Raw genomic sequence first — 15905 nt, 5'->3', positions numbered from 1 at the left:
GCATCTCCTGACGACAGGAGCTTGTCCCGCCGCTCGAACCAGCCTCGGCTGTTCGATGAGCGGCTAACTACGGCGTTCGTGCGGGGGTGTCAAGCAGGTTTCACGACAAAAGAATAAGCTTCTTCATTTTGATCGGGAAAAACCGGAAGGCCTTAGAACGCGATTGCGGCAAACGCCCTGTTTTGCGGGCTTTTCCCAACGAAAACAAAAAACTTGTCCACAGACACGGGCGTCCGCAGGAAGATTCCCATGTGTCGTTCAAGCTGGTTGCGGCTTCGGTTTTTGCCAAAAACCCCGCAGTTGCTGCCTTTTCGCCATCAGCCATTCACGCAGGAAAAAGCTGCCGGCAAAAAAAACAAAAAAACTTCATAAAAGCCCTTGCGGTTTTTTTCCGATCCGAATACATCACGGCCACCGACGCGGCGGACATGATCCGCAGGACGCGAAGGGCGATTAGCTCAGTTGGTAGAGCGCCTCGTTTACACCGAGGATGTCGGGAGTTCGAGTCTCTCATCGCCCACCATTTTCCAAATCATCCAGATCGTTGCGTAGTTGAGCCCGACGTTTGTCGTGACACGCGTTCTTTGATGTGAATTTCCAGCTTAAGAATCATTCCCTTACCCGCTGGCATGCGGATTATCGAAGCCGGATCCTCGTTCTGGAGATGAGGAATCGCATTTTACGGTTCCCGTCTATGCCAAATCGGCACTTCTGTTCCACATTCCGACAGCTTTTTTAGGTCTGTGTGCCACCCCGCAACATACCGAAAAATAAGCAGATTCAGACTTTTTAAAGAGATTTCGGGCATTATTTTCGAGCCGTTTCATGATGAGCGGTAGAAATAATGGATGAAACCATGGTCGACGCGTTTGTAACACTCGCGCTCATAGCGCTGCCTGTTTATATTTTTTTTCGCTGGGTCCAGCAGGACTCGGAAAAAGACAATACTCCCAAAAGCAAGAATTCCATGGGGCGGTGATCCTTTGCGATCGGTCCTCGGCTTTTGCACCCTGTCCCCCGACAAATCCCCGATGACCGACAACGAAGCAGCAATGCCGGCTTAGCAGCCTGCATTAACATCGCACCAAACGGGCCCTGACCGGCTTGCTTATGCCACATAAAAAAGCCGGGCTATGCCCGGCTTTTCTCATTTGCGGCACTATCGGGGGCGATCAGTTGATCGCCTTCAGATCGACAGTGAAGAACAGCGTTTCACCGGACGAATCGTCGACGCCGTCATTGTCGGTGACGGCATAGGCCGTTCCCGCCTTGTCGAAGGTGAAGCCTTCCAGCTTGTCGACGACATAACCATTGGTCTGGGCCTTGAGGTCAGGCAGGAAATCATGCGCTTCCTGCTTGGCCACCAGCGGCAGTTCGCCGCCGATCTTGCCCGGCTTCAGGTCCGCGATTGCAACGCGGTAGAGCTTCTTGATCTTCGCCTTGTCGCCGATCTGGTTATCGCGCTCGACGATATAGACATAGTCGCCCTGGGCGGTGATTTCGGAAAGGCCGACCCAGCCTGCTTCGGTCTTGTCGAGCGGGTAACGCACGGCGCCCCATTCCTTGGACTTCGGGTTATAGGAGACGAGCTTGACGATGCCCTTCTCGTCCGTTCCCCATTCGCGCTGAACGGCCATCCACAGCGTCGCGTCGTCGCCCTTGCCGATCATGGTCACGCCTTCGAAACCGAAGCGGGTCTCACCGGCAAGAAGTTCCTTCGGCAGCGCGATTTCAGCCTTGATTTCACCCTTGGCGTTGACGTTGTAGAGCGCATGCGGAACAAGCTTGGCGCTGTCACCTTCCGATGCCAGCCAGAAGCCGCCCTTACCGTCGAGCGTGATGCCTTCGATGTCGAGCTTCTGGGCAGCGATGCCGTCACGCTTGACGCGCAGCACGCTGGTGATGGTGGCGGGTTTCTTCGTTGCGTCGATGGTGAAGATCGACGGCTGGTTGCCATAGACCGAGTCGGACACGGCGTAGAGAATGCCGGGCTTCTCGGCATCGCCGACCAGACCCGAAAGAGCACCCCAGCCGATCGGCGCGCCGTCGACGGTGGCGGAGACGAGCTGCGGATAGGCCGCCTCGCCTTCGGCACGCTCGTAAAGCATGACATGCGAGCGAACGCCGCCATCCTCGACCAGATCGACCTCGTTAGCCGTAACCAGAAGGTTGCGCGAGGGAATGGCGACGGCTCCCTCCGGCGAAACGCCGGACGGCAGAAGCTGCGTCAGTTCCGGCTCCTTGCCAGTGTCCTTGTAGACCGCGACAACAGAGGCGCGCTCGGCAAGCACGAAGAAATATTTCTGGTCACCGAATGTTGCCGCTTCCAGACCTTCCGGCTCGATGCCCTTGGCCTTGGAGCGCTTCTCCGGGTAGTGGCCGATGGCCGCAACCGCATGTTCGAGCGACGAACCCGATTCGTAGACGAGCTTGCCGGTCTTGTCGAAGATGGTGAAGCCGCGCGAACCGCCCTGCCAATCGCCTTCATTGGCGATGACGATGCGGTCATTGTCCAGCCACTTCACGGCATCCGGCTCGCGCTTGCGGCCTTCCTGCTTGTCGGTGAACTTCAGCTGGCCATCGCTTTTCGTGTCGACGCCTTCGAGATCGACCTTACCGGCGGAGAAATGCGTCTTCACCGTGCCGGTCTTGCCGTCGAGGATGACGATGTGGTTGTTTTCCTGGAGCGTGAGCGCGATCTCGCCATTGGCATTGATCGAGACGAATTCCGGTTCCGGATCTTCCGGAGCGATTTTGGCAAGGCCAGTCAGTTCGATCTTCTTCAGCGTTCCACAGTCAGCGACGCCGTTCTTCAGGCCGACCGTGACCAGATAACCGGCGGGCATCTGCGGCAGGGCGCCTTCGTTTACCTCTTCGTCGCGTTCGTTTTCGATCGCGATGGCGGCAAAAGTCTTGTCCGGGGAAACGGCGACGGAATCAGGCTGGCCACCGAGATCACAGCTTGCCTCGATCTTCTTGGTGGCGATGTCGACCGTTACCAGCTTGCCGGACGGCTTGGCGCGGTTTTCCGACGTATTGACGCCGGCCAGAACCTTGATACCTGCAACGGCGACAGAGGTCGGCTCGCCTTCGAGCAGCAGGGCGCCGCCAGCCTTGGGGGCCTTCGCATCGGTGATGTCAATGAAGCCGATGCCGCCAAGCGGGCTGTCTGAATAGATCAGCGTCTTGCCGTCTTCGCTGGCGGTGACGATTTCAGCTGAGGTGACGGACTTGGCGTCCTTGTCCGCGGGAAGGTTCTTCGCCACCGGAAAGGATGCAATGCGGTTAAAAACCGGCTCGGCCGCAGCCGGAAAGGCTGCGGATGTGAGCAGCGCAGCAGTCAAAGCCATATGAGAAAATCGGAACGCCATCATAATCCCCCTTGGGTCCAGAAATACCCCATGGCTTCTGCGTCAAAGACATGACAGTGGCATGACATTTCCTGTCGGGTGAATCAAAAAGCCCGGCCATAAAGACCGGGCTTTCCTGTTTATGCGCACATTCCGCGTATCGGAACACCGTGTGACCGGATGGGGGCTACACAGGCACGCTCCCCTACTTTCAATCAACATCATGCGGGTTGAAAAACTGGGCTATCCGAAAAAAGCTTTTCGAAAAGCCGCCCGGTTTTCGGGCCGGCATGATGGCGTCAAGGCGTCAAAACATGTTTCCTCGTGAACCTGAAAAGCCGCCCGCCCGCCGCCGGGCGTTGCGGCTTTCCGGAAACCTTATGAGTTAACAGCATCCTTCAGGCCCTTGCCTGCGGAAAACTTCGGCACGTTGCGAGCCGGGATATCGACTTCAGCACCCGTGGAAGGGTTACGGCCCTTGGAGGCTTCACGGCGGCTAACGGAGAAGCTGCCGAAGCCAGCGAGGCGGATGTCGCCACCGCTCTTCAGTTCGTTCTGTACGGTTTCGAATACCGCATCAACAGCGGAAGCAGCATCTGCCTTCGTGAGACCAGCCTTTTCGGCAACAGCAGACACGAGCTCGTTCTTGTTCATGTTTCCACCCCTTTCAATGGTTTGAAACGACTCAAATTAAGCCGGCGCAGAATACGTTCGCATCCGCGCGCAGCAACTCAAAAGCGCTGGAATCGCCTGAAAAACAAGGGGTCTGCGGTTTTTTTCACAAAAAAGGCCGACATTTCTGCCGGCCTTCCACATATTCGTGCCAAATTGGCATCACTTGTGCGGGCCGAAGCACCGCCTGTGCCTTCCGGCACCTAACGCATTGATTCTATGCATCACCTTTTGCGAAAACCGATTCCGGCCTCCGCGCCGATGCCTTGATCAATGCGCGATCGTCTGGCTGCCGTCATCGACACCTTCGACGGTGGCGATCACGGGCGTCTCGATGCTGCCGTCCCACTCGATGGGCTCCGGCTTGCGAAGCAGCGCGTGTTCGATCACCTCGCCCATGCGCGAAACCGGGATGATTTCCATCTCGTTCTTCACATTGTCCGGAATCTCCGCCAGATCCTTGGCGTTTTCTTCCGGGATCAGCACCTTCTTGATGCCGCCACGAAGCGCCGCAAGCAGCTTTTCCTTCAGGCCGCCGATGGGCAGCACGCGACCACGAAGCGTGATCTCGCCCGTCATCGCCACATCCTTCGAGACCGGAATGCCTGTCATGATGGAGACGATGGCGGTGGCCATGGCAACACCTGCGGAGGGCCCGTCCTTCGGGGTCGCGCCTTCCGGAACGTGAACGTGGATGTCGCTCTTGTCGAAGCGCGGCGGCTCGATGCCGAAGTCCACGGCGCGCGAGCGGACATAGGATGCCGCCGCCGAAATGGATTCCTTCATCACTTCCTTGAGGTTGCCGGTCACCGTCATGCGGCCCTTGCCCGGCATCATCACGCCTTCGATGGTGAGCAGCTCACCGCCAACTTCCGTCCAGGCAAGACCGGTGACGACACCGACCTGATCCTCGCGCTCGGCCTCGCCATGGCGGAACCGTGGAACGCCCAGATAATCCGGAACGTTGGCTGCGGTGACTTCCACGGACTTGACCTTGCCCTTGATGATCTCGGTCACGGCCTTTCGTGCAAGCTTCATCAGCTCGCGCTCGAAGCTGCGCACGCCCGCCTCACGGGTGTACTGCTGGATGACGATCATCAGGGCGTCATCGCTGACCGAGAACTCTTCCGGACGCAGGGCGTGTTCCTTGATCGCCTTCGGCAACAGGTGACGCTTGGCGATTTCGCGCTTTTCGTCTTCGGTGTAGCCGGCGATGCGGATCACTTCCATACGGTCCATCAGGGGACCCGGAATGTTCAGCGTGTTGGCCGTGGTCACGAACATCACGTCGGACAGGTCGTATTCCACTTCAAGGTAGTGGTCCATGAAGGTGGAGTTCTGTTCCGGATCGAGCACCTCGAGCAGAGCAGACGACGGGTCACCACGGAAATCCATGCCCATCTTGTCGATTTCGTCGAGCAGGAAGAGCGGGTTCGCCTTCTTGGCCTTCTTCATCGACTGGACGATCTTACCCGGCATGGAGCCGATATAGGTACGGCGGTGACCGCGGATTTCCGCCTCGTCACGCACGCCGCCCAGCGCCATGCGCACATATTCGCGGCCGGTCGCCTTGGCGATCGACTTGGCGAGCGAGGTCTTGCCGACGCCGGGAGGGCCGACGAGGCACAGGATGGGGCCACGGATCTTCGAGGCGCGCGCCTGGACGGCGAGATACTCGACGATGCGTTCCTTGACCTTGTCCAGACCGAAATGATCCTGATCGAGGATCTTTTCGGCAGCGTTGAGGTCGGTCTTGATCTTCGACTTCTTGCCCCAGGGCAGACCCAGCAGCCAGTCCAGATAGTTGCGCACGACGGTCGCTTCCGCGGACATCGGGCTCATCTGGCGAAGCTTCTTCATTTCCGCCTCGGCTTTTTCCTTGGCCTCCTTGGAAAGCTTGGTCTTGGCGATGCGTTCTTCCAGTTCGGCCATCTCGTCACGGCCGTCCTCGCCGTCGCCGAGTTCCTTCTGGATCGCCTTCATCTGCTCGTTCAGGTAATATTCGCGCTGGGTCTTCTCCATCTGGCGCTTGACGCGCGAGCGGATGCGCTTTTCGACCTGAAGCACGGAAATCTCGCCTTCCATGAAGCCGAGCGCCTTTTCAAGCCGCTGCTTCACGCTGACGGTTTCCAGCATTTCCTGCTTTTCGGTGATCTTGATCGACAGGTGCGAAGCGACCGTATCGGCCAGCTTCGAATAATCGTCGATCTGACCGGCAGCGCCGACAACTTCCGGCGAAATCTTCTTGTTGAGCTTTACATAGCTCTCGAATTCCGAAACGACCGAACGCGACAGCGCCTCGATCTCGACCGGATCTTCGGCAGGCTCCTGGAGCGGCGTCGCGGAGGCTTCGTAGAAGTCTTCACGGCCGGTATATTCATCGATCTGGGCGCGGCCCTTGCCTTCCACCAGAACCTTGACGGTGCCATCGGGCAGCTTCAGGAGCTGGAGAACGTTGGCGACCGTGCCGACCTTGTGGATGGCGTCCGGGGTTGGATCGTCATCGCTGGCGTTGATCTGGGTGACAAGCATGATCTGCTTGTCCGAACCCATGACTTCCTCGAGCGCACGAATGGATTTTTCCCGCCCGACGAACAGGGGAACGATCATATGCGGGAAAACGACAATGTCGCGCAGGGGAAGTACCGGATAGGTACCGCCAGATGCCGCAGACGTGATGTTCGTCATATCATTTCCTTTCCATGGTCCCTTTCGGGACACTTTGCCGGACGTCTTGGGGCGCCCGACATATTCATTTCTCGAGACTGAAAGTGGAGTTTCGAAACACCGATTTCAAGTCACCGGAAGAGACGGTCCACCCGCAGCGGCAAGACCGTAAAATTCCACAAAACCCAGCGCCGGCTATTACTCCCGACATTTCCGGTTATCCCAAAGGATCAGGAACCGGGTCGCCGACGGTAATTCACATTTCCGTCATATCGCGCTGCAAATCAGTTGTAAGACTTTATCAGCAAAGCGCAATCCGCTCCAAACGCAAAATCGGGCTCAGCCAAGTTAGGCGCAAGTTTCGCGCCCTGGCCCAACGGAAAAGGCCCGCACGGGTGCGGGCCTTTCAAATTCACCACAGACCGGATCAACCAATCAGGCTGAAACGTTGGTCTTTTCTTCCTGACGATCCGCATAGATGTAGAGCGGACGGGCGATGCCGCTGACCACATCGTTGGAGATCACCACTTCGCGCACGCCTTCCAGCGTCGGCAGTTCGAACATGGTGTCCAGAAGGATCTTTTCCATGATCGAGCGCAGGCCGCGGGCGCCGGTCTTGCGGGTGATCGCCTTGCGGGCGATCTCGCGAAGGGCGTCCTCGTGGAAGGTCAGTTCCACATCTTCCATCTCGAACAGGCGCTGGTACTGCTTGACCAGAGCGTTCTTCGGCTCGGACAGGATCTGGATCAGCGCATCTTCATCAAGGTCTTCCAGCGTTGCCAGAACGGGCAGACGACCGATGAATTCCGGGATAAGACCGAACTTCACCAGATCTTCCGGCTCCAGCTCGCGCAACACCTCGCCAACGCGACGATCGTCTTCCGCCTTGACGGTCGCACCGAAGCCGATCGAGGTCTTTTCACCACGGGCCGAGATGATCTTGTCGAGGCCGGCAAAGGCGCCGCCGCAGATGAACAGGATGTTGGTCGTATCCACCTGCAGGAATTCCTGCTGCGGATGCTTGCGGCCGCCCTGCGGCGGAACGGAAGCGACCGTGCCTTCCATGATCTTCAGAAGCGCCTGCTGAACGCCCTCGCCCGACACGTCGCGCGTAATGGACGGGTTGTCCGACTTGCGGGAAATCTTGTCGACTTCGTCGATATAGACGATGCCGCGCTGGGCGCGCTCGACATTGTAATCCGCAGCCTGCAACAGCTTCAGGATGATGTTTTCCACGTCCTCGCCGACATAACCGGCTTCGGTCAGCGTCGTTGCATCCGCCATGGTGAAGGGAACGTCGATGATGCGGGCGAGCGTCTGGGCAAGATAGGTCTTGCCGCAACCCGTCGGACCGACGAGCATGATGTTCGACTTCGCCAGCTCGACATCGCCATTCTTGGAGGCGTGCGCGAGGCGCTTGTAATGGTTGTGAACGGCAACAGACAGGATCTTCTTCGCCTGCTTCTGGCCGATGACATATTCGTCGAGGATCTTGATGATGTCCTGCGGGGTGGGAACACCCTCGCGCGACTTCACCATCGACGTCTTGTTCTCCTCGCGGATGATGTCCATGCACAATTCGACGCATTCATCACAGATGAAAACCGTCGGTCCGGCAATGAGTTTCCGGACTTCGTGCTGGCTCTTGCCGCAGAATGAACAATAGAGTGTATTTTTAGAGTCGCCGCCGTTGCTGCCGCTGACTTTGCTCATATCTCTTTCCTTCCAGCACGCCGCAGGTCCGCCAAACGGATCGCGGTCAACTTACCGCCCGCCGATACGGCCAGCCCTTGGGTGCATTGCCGTATCCGCCTCGTTTCCCGGGGTACTAGCCGTATCAGATACAGGAGCTGACAACCGGCTGCAACGAATTCCCCATCAAACCAAAGGCCACGTCATAAAAATTCAACACAGCCTTTATATATACTAATATCGCTTTCTGTTCCGGTTGAAAGCCCCGAAATTACTTTGCGGGGTTAAACAAACGTCAAAAAAGCGTCGCGCCTCAATTCGCGGCGGCGCCCTCGATTTCCTGGCGCGAGGTCAGGATCTTGTCGATCACGCCCCAGTCCTTCGCCTCGTCTGCATCCATGAAATGGTCGCGATCAAGGGTTTTTTCAACCTCTTCGAGCGTGCGGCCCGTATGCTTCACGTAGACTTCATTGAGACGGCGCTTCATCTTGATGATGTCGCGGGCGTGACGTTCGATGTCCGAAGCCTGCCCCTGGAAACCGCCGGAGGGCTGGTGCACCATGATGCGGGCGTTCGGGGTTGCGAAACGCATTCCCTTTTCACCGGCGGCCAGAAGCAGCGAACCCATGGATGCAGCCTGACCGACGCAGAGCGTGGAGACCGCAGGACGGATGAACTGCATCGTATCGTAGATCGCCATGCCGGCGGTCACGACGCCACCCGGCGAATTGATGTAGAGCGCGATTTCCTTCTTCGGGTTTTCCGCCTCGAGGAAAAGCAGCTGCGCGCAAACGAGCGAAGCCATCTGGTCTTCCACCGGGCCGGTGAGGAAAATGATGCGTTCCTTGAGAAGACGGGAAAATATGTCGTAGGAGCGTTCGCCGCGATTGGTCTGCTCTACGACCATCGGCACCAGAGCCATGGCGGTATCAACTGGATTTTTCATGTCCGTCCTTTGTCAAACTCTGCCCTTCGCGAAAAACCGCTCCGGAATCACTTCTAACCTTCATTCTTCCTACATAGAGTGTCCCTGCCCCGTACTTCAAGACACGAAGCCGCATATCCTTAACGGCTCAACAGCGTTTGCGGGCCTTTCGGGCCGAGGTTGACGGGGCTTTCGAACCGCCTGGTGCCGGTCGGGCCTCTTTCCTTCGCCGCCACCATTTTTTTACTATGGCAGGCGACGACGGCAAAAATCGGCCGCCATGCACAGATATAACTTCTCACCGGCAAGAACTCGTTAGTATTTGCTACAGATACTGACCAGCGAATTTTCGGTTCCCGTCGGGGGAATGCGCCCATCCGGGCGAAATGGCAGCTCAACAATTCAAGCGGGCATAACGCACCTCGTGCGCAAGGGCCCGCTTTTACGGCATTATGGCGCAGATAGGATTTTGCAATGCTGGATGCAAAGACGAGCACGCTACTATGGGCGGCGGAAACGTTCACCCTTGCCGTGCTTTTGGGAACGCTGTGGCTGCACCGCCCTTCCCGCCGGCATAATCTCTATTTCGCCGCCGGCTTCCTCGCCACGGGCTTCGGCACTGTCATGGTGGCCTTTCGCGGGGATATTTCCAGTTTTCTGTCCATTCAGGTCGGCAATACGCTTGCGCTTTCCGCCTTCGGTTTCTGGCTCGCGGGCCTGTTAGGCCTGGAGCAGCGCAAACTCGGCGGCTGGATTGCAATTCCCGCCCTGCTGTGGATCGCCGGAATGTTCGTGCCATCCGTGCGCGAAGACATGGTCGCCCGCATCCTGCTTTATCATGCCAGTGCTGCCACGGGCTATTTCATGCTCGCCGGTGTCCTTCTGGCCAGCAGGGCGCGCACAACACGCAGCCGAAAGGTACTGGCCACGATCCTGATCCTGCAGGCTTTTGCCGGGGCGCTCGTCGCATCCATCGTCATCCCCGCCAATGCCGCGGTTCCCAACGCCATTCCCATGACGTCGGCGCTCTCCATTTCCGGCATGCTCGGCTTCACGGCCATCATCATGATCAGCGCCAAGATCATCATGGAGGATACGGAGATTCGTCTCCACCGGCTCGCCATGACCGATCATCTGACCGGCGTTCTCAACCGTCGCGGTCTCCTGGAAGAGTTCGAGCGCATCAAAAAGCGGTCACCGGGATCCAGCCGCTATGTGGCTCTGGTGCTGTTCGATATCGATCATTTCAAGAAGATCAATGACAGATATGGCCACCAGTCCGGCGATGCGGTGCTCGTGCATTTCTGTAATATCGCGCAGCGCGCGATCGGCGATCGCGGCCTTTTCGTCAGAATGGGAGGCGAGGAATTCGCTCTGGTTGCCGAAGTCGAAAGTCCTTCCAGCACAGCGACGCTTGCGGAAGCCATCCGCAGCAATCTGCGCCTTTCAAAGATCAGTTCGCGCGGTGAAGGCATAGAGGTAACCACAAGCGTCGGCATATCCGAAGCGATGATCAAGGATGCGGACCTGAGCGTGATGATGACGGAAGCCGACCGCGCGCTCTATGCCGCCAAGAAGGCCGGGCGCAATCGGACCGTCATCCACGTCAATTCGGCCAATGTCGTCGTGCCCGCCTCGGACCGCGAGGAAAATCCGATGGACAACAATGCCGACCGTCAGGTCGCGGCCCTGAACCGGATAGCCGCCATCGCCAGCCGATGATGATGTAACCATCCAGTGACATGCATAGGGGTATCCGGAAGGGATTTCCCTCCCTTCCCAAAGCGCCGCGCGCGGAATAGATCATGGGTATGACAACGACATTTCCCTTTCTCAAAATCGATCCCGCCACCCGCCGCGTTTCCCTTGATGCCCGCGACCCGGCTTTCTACAGCGATCCGAACCCGGTCTATGCGGCCCTTCACGCTGAATGTCCCACCTTCTACTGGGAAGAGCAGCGGCAGTGGTTTTTCACCGGATACGACCACGTCAGCGCCCTTCTGCGCGACCGCCGGTTCGGACGGCAGATCCTGCATGTGGCAAGCCGCGAGGAAATCGGCCTGGCGGAGCCGCAGGACCATGTGAGGCATTTCGACGCCGCAGAGCAGCATTCGCTGCTGGAACTGGAGCCGCCGGAACACACGCGGCTGCGCACGCTCATCAACCGCGCCTTCGTGTCGCGGCATGTCGACAAGATGAAGCCGGAAATCGAGGAACTCGCCAACCGTCTGATCGACGCCTTCGAAGCAAATGGCGAAACGGAACTGCTCTCTTCCTATGCCGACATCATCCCGGTGACGATGATCGCCCGCATGATCGGCATTCCTGAGGAGATGGGGCCGCAGCTTCTGAAATGGTCGCATGCCTATGTCGGCATGTACATGTTCAAGCGCACGCCGGAAGACGAGCTTCTGGCCGACAAGGCCGCACATGAATTCTCAGACTATGTGCGCAGCGTGATCGCGGAGCGGCGAGCGGAGCCGAAGGACGATCTGCTGAGCCACATGATCCACACGGAACACAAGGGCCAGTACCTCACCGACGATGAGTTGATCTCCACCACCATCGTGCTGCTGAATGCCGGGCACGAGGCGACCGTTCACCAGATCGGTAATTCCGTGCGCATCATTCTGGAAAGCGGCATCTCTCCAGAGACCCTGTTTAGCGACGATGCGACCACAGAACGGACGGTGGAAGAAACGCTGCGCATCTGCGCCCCGGTCCATATTTTCCAGCGCTGGGTTCTGGAACCTGTCGAAATCGATGGCGTCACGTTCAAGCGTGGCGACAAGGTCAGCCTCATCCTGGCAGCCGCCAATCTCGATCCCGCAAAATTTTCCGATCCGCTGACCTTCCAGCCCGACCGCAACGAAGGCGCCAATGTCTCCTTCGGCGCCGGCATTCATTTCTGCATCGGCGCGCCGCTGGCAAGGCTGGAACTCAATCTTGCCCTGCCCCTGCTTTTCAAACGCCTGCCGGGCCTGAAGATCGCCGAGCCGCCCAGGGTCAAGGATGTTTATCATTTCCATGGTCTGGAGCGGCTCGATCTCAGTTGGTGAGATTTGGCTGATAGAGCACTCGCGAGGACCATCCGGTTTCAGAGCCGGATGACATAATCCTTCCGCGTCGTTTCCACGACCTCCCAGGTGCCCGTAAAGCCCGGACGCAGGATAACACGGTCGCCCGGTCTCAGATCGCGCGGCGCACCGCCGTCTTCGGTCAGGATGGAATGGCCTTCGAGAATGTTGAAATATTCCCATTCATCATAGACCACCCGCCATTTACCGGGCGTCGACTGCCAGATGCCGGCATAGATGCCGCCGGGAGCCTCCTCGAGATTCCATGTGGTGAATCTGGGATCGCCGGAGATCAACCGTTCCGGCGCGGGCGCGCCATATTCCAGTTCGGCAACGTCATCGAAGGACAGAAAATTCGTCATGACGTCCCCTGTCCGTCAAATGTGGTTGGGATACAGCTTTGCGCAATTGTGGGTGTCTCGTCAAATAGTCTCGAATATCCCGGCGGAGCGTTGCCGTAGAAGAAACGCGTCGCTATTCCATCTTTGTCCAGCCGAAAACCAGCCAGGTATATTTCGATTTCCCGTCGGGCTCGGCGGTATATGTCATCTGCATATCCCCATCCTTCGCATAAATATCGAGCCGGGGCGCCGTATCGAGTTTCAGCCAAAGCGAACTCCTGTCAAAAGACCATGTTCCGCACCAAACGCATGAAGCTGACGGGTCACCCGCCTGATGGAAATTATAACGCCCATCAGCGGTGATCTCGAGATAATCAAAGGCGGTATAAAATGTCGTCACCGTTTCCTGGAACAATGTCGCGTCCGCCTCCTGCTCGGGCGTTGGCTCCGTCTTCATATCCCGCGGCGGGCGGGTGGTCGCACCGCTGAGCTTCCATTTGCCGACAAAATCCTGCTGCGTCGGGTAATATTCCGACTGCGCCTGCGCCGGCGAAGCCGGTGCTATGCCCGGAATACCGGAAATGACCACAATTCCAATCGCAAGGGAGAAGGTAAAAATTCGAAGCAGTCCGGTGTAGCTTTTCATCTGGCGCATCTTTCGCGATGGGATTGCAAAGGTTTTGTTCTAGGCAGATTCGGTTCCGGAATCGATAGATGCACGGCCGGCATGTGTCGCGAACTCGACAGATCGACCGCCTGGCGGCGACAGCGTTTCCAGATGAATTGGAGAGGCCAGAGTCATAGAGCGCCTGCCCGCCTCCCCAGATTGCCGATGCGTGTCGGCAGCACCTCATCCTGAAAATGCATGAATTGTTTCAGATAGACGCCACCGAAAGCACCCTGTTTCCAGGGCCTCTCGGCGGCGGCTCAATGGCTGTGAAATTTCAGCTGAAACGATGCAAGATCAAGACCGTGTGGCGGACCGCATCAGACCTTGGCAAGCGATTGTTCGAGATCGGCGATGATGTCCTTGACGTCCTCGATACCGATGGACAGGCGCACGACATCCGGTCCGGCGCCCGCCGCCGTCTGCTGCTCCGTCGTCAGCTGCGCATGGGTGGTGGAAGCTGGGTGGATGACGAGCGAGCGGGTATCGCCGATATTGGCGAGATGGGAGAAAAGCTGCAGCCCTTCCACCAGCGCCTTGCCCGCCGCATAACCGCCCTTGACGCCGAAGGTGAAGACGGAGCCCGCGCCCTTGGGCGAATAATGCTGCTGGATGGCGTAGTTGTCGCTGTCCTCCAGCCCGGCATAATGCACCCAGCCGACCTTCGGATGCGCCTTTAGCCATTTGGCGACGGCAAGCGCATTGTCGGAATGGCGCTGAACACGCAGCGGCAGGGTTTCTATGCCGGTGAGGATGAGAAAGGCATTGAAGGGCGAGATCGCCGGGCCAAGATCGCGCAGGCCAAGCACGCGGCAGGCGATGGCGAAGGCGAAATTGCCGAAGGTCTGGTGCAGCACGACACCGGAATATTCCGGCCGGGGCTGTGACAGCGCCGGATACCGGTCCGTTGCCGACCAGTCGAAGGTTCCGCCGTCAATGATGATGCCGCCCATGGAATTGCCATGACCGCCGAGGAATTTCGTCAGCGAATGCAGCACGATATCCGCGCCGTGTTCCAGCGGCCGCAGCAGATAGGGGCTTGCCATGGTGTTATCGACGATAAGCGGCAGGCCGTGCCGGTGGGCCACTTCGGCGATTGCGGCGATATCCACAAATGTGCCGCCCGGATTTGCGAGGCTTTCGATGAAGATGGCGCGCGTGCGCTCGTCAATCTGACGTTCGAAACTGGCCGGATCGGTCGCATCGGCCCAGCGCACCTGCCAGTCGAAACCCTTGAAGGCATGGCCGAACTGGTTGATGGAGCCGCCATAAAGCTGCCGGGCCGCGACGAAATTGTCGCCGTGCTGCAGCAATGTGTGGAAGACGAGCAATTGCGCGGCGTGACCGGATGCGACGGCAAGCGCCGCCGTGCCGCCCTCGAGTGCGGCAACACGCTCTTCCAGAACGGCCTGGGTGGGGTTCATGATGCGTGTGTAGATATTGCCGAACTCTTTCAGTCCAAACAGGGCAGCAGCGTGATCGGCGTCACGGAAGGCATAGGCCGTCGTCTGATAGATAGGCGTCGCGCGCGCACCGGTGGTTGGATCAGGCTGCGCGCCCGCGTGTACGGCCAGCGTTGAAAAACCGGGATTGCTGCTCGACATGTTGTTTCCTCCAATGAAATTTTGGAGGGATCATAATGCCTTGCCGCCAAATGATAAGTCCGATCTGTACCAACTATCGCACAATATTGAGACGTGGATACTCAATTGCGGGGCAACGGTCCATCACAACGTTTATGCCATAGGTCTCGGCCTTGGCCGCGGCATTGTCGTCCCTGACGGAAAGTTGACCCCAGATCACTTTCGGCCGTCGCGGCAGCAATATCGCCTCTTCGACGATGGCCGACAGATATTCCGGCGCGCGGAAGACATCGACCATATCCACCGGCTCGGGAATATCGGCCAGCCGGGCATAGACCTTCTGCCCCAGTATCTCCTTGCCCGCCTGACCGGGATTGACCGGAAATACGCGGTAACCCTTGGACAGCAGAAAGCGCATCACGCCATGGCTCGGCCGGTCCGGATTGGGTGAAGCGCCAAGCAGGGCGATGGTGCTGACATCCGTCAGGATTTTTCTGAGGTAATCCGGCTCGTACGTATCATGCTGCATGTCAACTTATCCTTCTGGCAGATCGGGTAATTTAAACGCTCCCGGCCCAAACTCACGGTCGGAGAGCCGATGCAAGCATCACGTTTCCTGCATGAGCATCATTGGCGCCGTTACCAGCGGCGATCATCTCCATCTAGGAAACGGCATCGCTTTCTTGAACCCCTGCCCCGCCCGAAAATCACAAAATCACCAGGTCGCCATCTCCGTCCGTGAATTTTGGTCGCGCAAAATGATTTCACAAAAATACGGTAACCGCCGTTGTATTGAGTATTCTAATCCAGTTTCGAAAAAGGCGCATATTGGAAGAAATACTTGCAAAAACAACATTTGCGTGCATTTTATGCGCTCTTCGTCTCCTGTTTGTTTTCATTCCGTTCACCGATGAATTAGGCATATCTAATT

General features: G+C 57.9%; 11 protein-coding genes and 1 tRNA gene. 3 read left to right on the top strand and 9 right to left on the bottom strand.

Annotated features, from left to right (window positions below):
* Nucleotides 1-447 precede the first annotated feature (447 nt).
* Nucleotides 448-523: transfer RNA gene (locus tag AC1ROR_RS03440), tRNA-Val, on the top strand.
* Nucleotides 524-1172: 649 nt separating this feature from the next.
* Here the strand turns inward: AC1ROR_RS03440 and AC1ROR_RS03435 are convergent.
* The 5 genes from AC1ROR_RS03435 to clpP all read right to left on the bottom strand — a co-directional run bounded on the left by AC1ROR_RS03435 (nucleotide 1173) and on the right by clpP (nucleotide 9327).
* Entirely contained in the window at nucleotides 1173-3371 is a 2199-nt protein-coding gene (locus AC1ROR_RS03435) for an esterase-like activity of phytase family protein (protein ID WP_498588604.1), read from the bottom strand.
* A gap of 357 nt (nucleotides 3372-3728) precedes the next feature.
* Nucleotides 3729-4004 (bottom strand): DNA-binding protein HupB, encoded by a 276-nt coding sequence (gene hupB / locus AC1ROR_RS03430; protein ID WP_003496481.1) that lies wholly within the window; start codon nucleotides 4002-4004, stop codon nucleotides 3729-3731.
* Between the two features lie 288 nt (nucleotides 4005-4292).
* Nucleotides 4293-6710, bottom strand: coding sequence for an endopeptidase La (gene lon, locus AC1ROR_RS03425; RefSeq protein ID WP_035217679.1), 2418 nt, complete (start codon nucleotides 6708-6710; stop codon nucleotides 4293-4295).
* Nucleotides 6711-7124: 414 nt separating this feature from the next.
* A complete protein-coding gene (gene clpX, locus AC1ROR_RS03420; RefSeq protein ID WP_035217682.1) occupies nucleotides 7125-8402 on the bottom strand; it encodes an ATP-dependent Clp protease ATP-binding subunit ClpX in 1278 nt (425 codons plus the stop codon).
* A gap of 292 nt (nucleotides 8403-8694) precedes the next feature.
* Complete coding sequence (gene clpP / locus AC1ROR_RS03415) at nucleotides 8695-9327, bottom strand: ATP-dependent Clp endopeptidase proteolytic subunit ClpP (RefSeq protein ID WP_003521529.1); 633 nt, start codon at nucleotides 9325-9327, stop codon at nucleotides 8695-8697.
* A 453-nt stretch (nucleotides 9328-9780) separates the two neighbouring features.
* Here clpP and AC1ROR_RS03410 point away from each other — a divergent pair, with 453 nt between their 5' ends.
* Together AC1ROR_RS03410 and AC1ROR_RS03405 are read left to right on the top strand one after the other, a co-directional pair.
* Nucleotides 9781-11028 carry a GGDEF domain-containing protein gene (locus tag AC1ROR_RS03410; RefSeq protein ID WP_498588603.1) on the top strand — a complete coding sequence of 416 codons (1248 nt, stop codon included), beginning with the start codon at nucleotides 9781-9783 and terminating at the stop codon, nucleotides 11026-11028.
* Between the two features lie 83 nt (nucleotides 11029-11111).
* Complete coding sequence (locus AC1ROR_RS03405; RefSeq protein ID WP_498588602.1) at nucleotides 11112-12365, top strand: cytochrome P450; 1254 nt, start codon at nucleotides 11112-11114, stop codon at nucleotides 12363-12365.
* Nucleotides 12366-12403: 38 nt separating this feature from the next.
* On the opposite strand, the gene AC1ROR_RS03400 is transcribed toward AC1ROR_RS03405, so the two are convergent.
* The 4 genes from AC1ROR_RS03400 to AC1ROR_RS03385 form a co-directional block, all read right to left on the bottom strand.
* The gene (locus AC1ROR_RS03400; RefSeq protein WP_035217693.1) at nucleotides 12404-12745 is read right to left on the bottom strand and encodes a cupin domain-containing protein; all 342 of its coding nucleotides are present in this window, start codon (nucleotides 12743-12745) and stop codon (nucleotides 12404-12406) included.
* Between the two features lie 112 nt (nucleotides 12746-12857).
* Nucleotides 12858-13370 carry a hypothetical protein gene (locus AC1ROR_RS03395; protein WP_080836607.1) on the bottom strand — a complete coding sequence of 171 codons (513 nt, stop codon included), beginning with the start codon at nucleotides 13368-13370 and terminating at the stop codon, nucleotides 12858-12860.
* 341 nt (nucleotides 13371-13711) lie between these two features.
* The gene (locus AC1ROR_RS03390; protein WP_080834174.1) at nucleotides 13712-14995 is read right to left on the bottom strand and encodes an O-acetylhomoserine aminocarboxypropyltransferase; all 1284 of its coding nucleotides are present in this window, start codon (nucleotides 14993-14995) and stop codon (nucleotides 13712-13714) included.
* A 73-nt stretch (nucleotides 14996-15068) separates the two neighbouring features.
* Nucleotides 15069-15503 carry a CoA-binding protein gene (locus AC1ROR_RS03385; protein ID WP_035217701.1) on the bottom strand — a complete coding sequence of 145 codons (435 nt, stop codon included), beginning with the start codon at nucleotides 15501-15503 and terminating at the stop codon, nucleotides 15069-15071.
* Between the last annotated feature and the right edge of the window lie 402 nt (nucleotides 15504-15905).

This window comes from Agrobacterium sp. GW821-FHT14E08 (assembly GCF_058803865.1).
Note: the sequence above shows the minus strand (reverse complement) of the source record. Positions and strands in the feature narration are given on the sequence as shown.

Excerpts from the sequence above, each read along its gene's own strand:
- AC1ROR_RS03405 (WP_498588602.1), top strand. The coding sequence starts at position 11,112 with ATGGGTATGACAACGACATTTCCCTTTCTCAAAATCGATCCCGCCACC.
- lon (WP_035217679.1), bottom strand. The coding sequence starts at position 6,710 with ATGACGAACATCACGTCTGCGGCATCTGGCGGTACCTATCCGGTACTT.
- AC1ROR_RS03385 (WP_035217701.1), bottom strand. The coding sequence starts at position 15,503 with ATGCAGCATGATACGTACGAGCCGGATTACCTCAGAAAAATCCTGACG.
- AC1ROR_RS03435 (WP_498588604.1), bottom strand. The coding sequence starts at position 3,371 with ATGGCGTTCCGATTTTCTCATATGGCTTTGACTGCTGCGCTGCTCACA.
- clpP (WP_003521529.1), bottom strand. The coding sequence starts at position 9,327 with ATGAAAAATCCAGTTGATACCGCCATGGCTCTGGTGCCGATGGTCGTA.
- AC1ROR_RS03400 (WP_035217693.1), bottom strand. The coding sequence starts at position 12,745 with ATGACGAATTTTCTGTCCTTCGATGACGTTGCCGAACTGGAATATGGC.
- AC1ROR_RS03390 (WP_080834174.1), bottom strand. The coding sequence starts at position 14,995 with ATGTCGAGCAGCAATCCCGGTTTTTCAACGCTGGCCGTACACGCGGGC.
- hupB (WP_003496481.1), bottom strand. The coding sequence starts at position 4,004 with ATGAACAAGAACGAGCTCGTGTCTGCTGTTGCCGAAAAGGCTGGTCTC.
- clpX (WP_035217682.1), bottom strand. The coding sequence starts at position 8,402 with ATGAGCAAAGTCAGCGGCAGCAACGGCGGCGACTCTAAAAATACACTC.
- AC1ROR_RS03410 (WP_498588603.1), top strand. The coding sequence starts at position 9,781 with ATGCTGGATGCAAAGACGAGCACGCTACTATGGGCGGCGGAAACGTTC.
- AC1ROR_RS03395 (WP_080836607.1), bottom strand. The coding sequence starts at position 13,370 with ATGAAAAGCTACACCGGACTGCTTCGAATTTTTACCTTCTCCCTTGCG.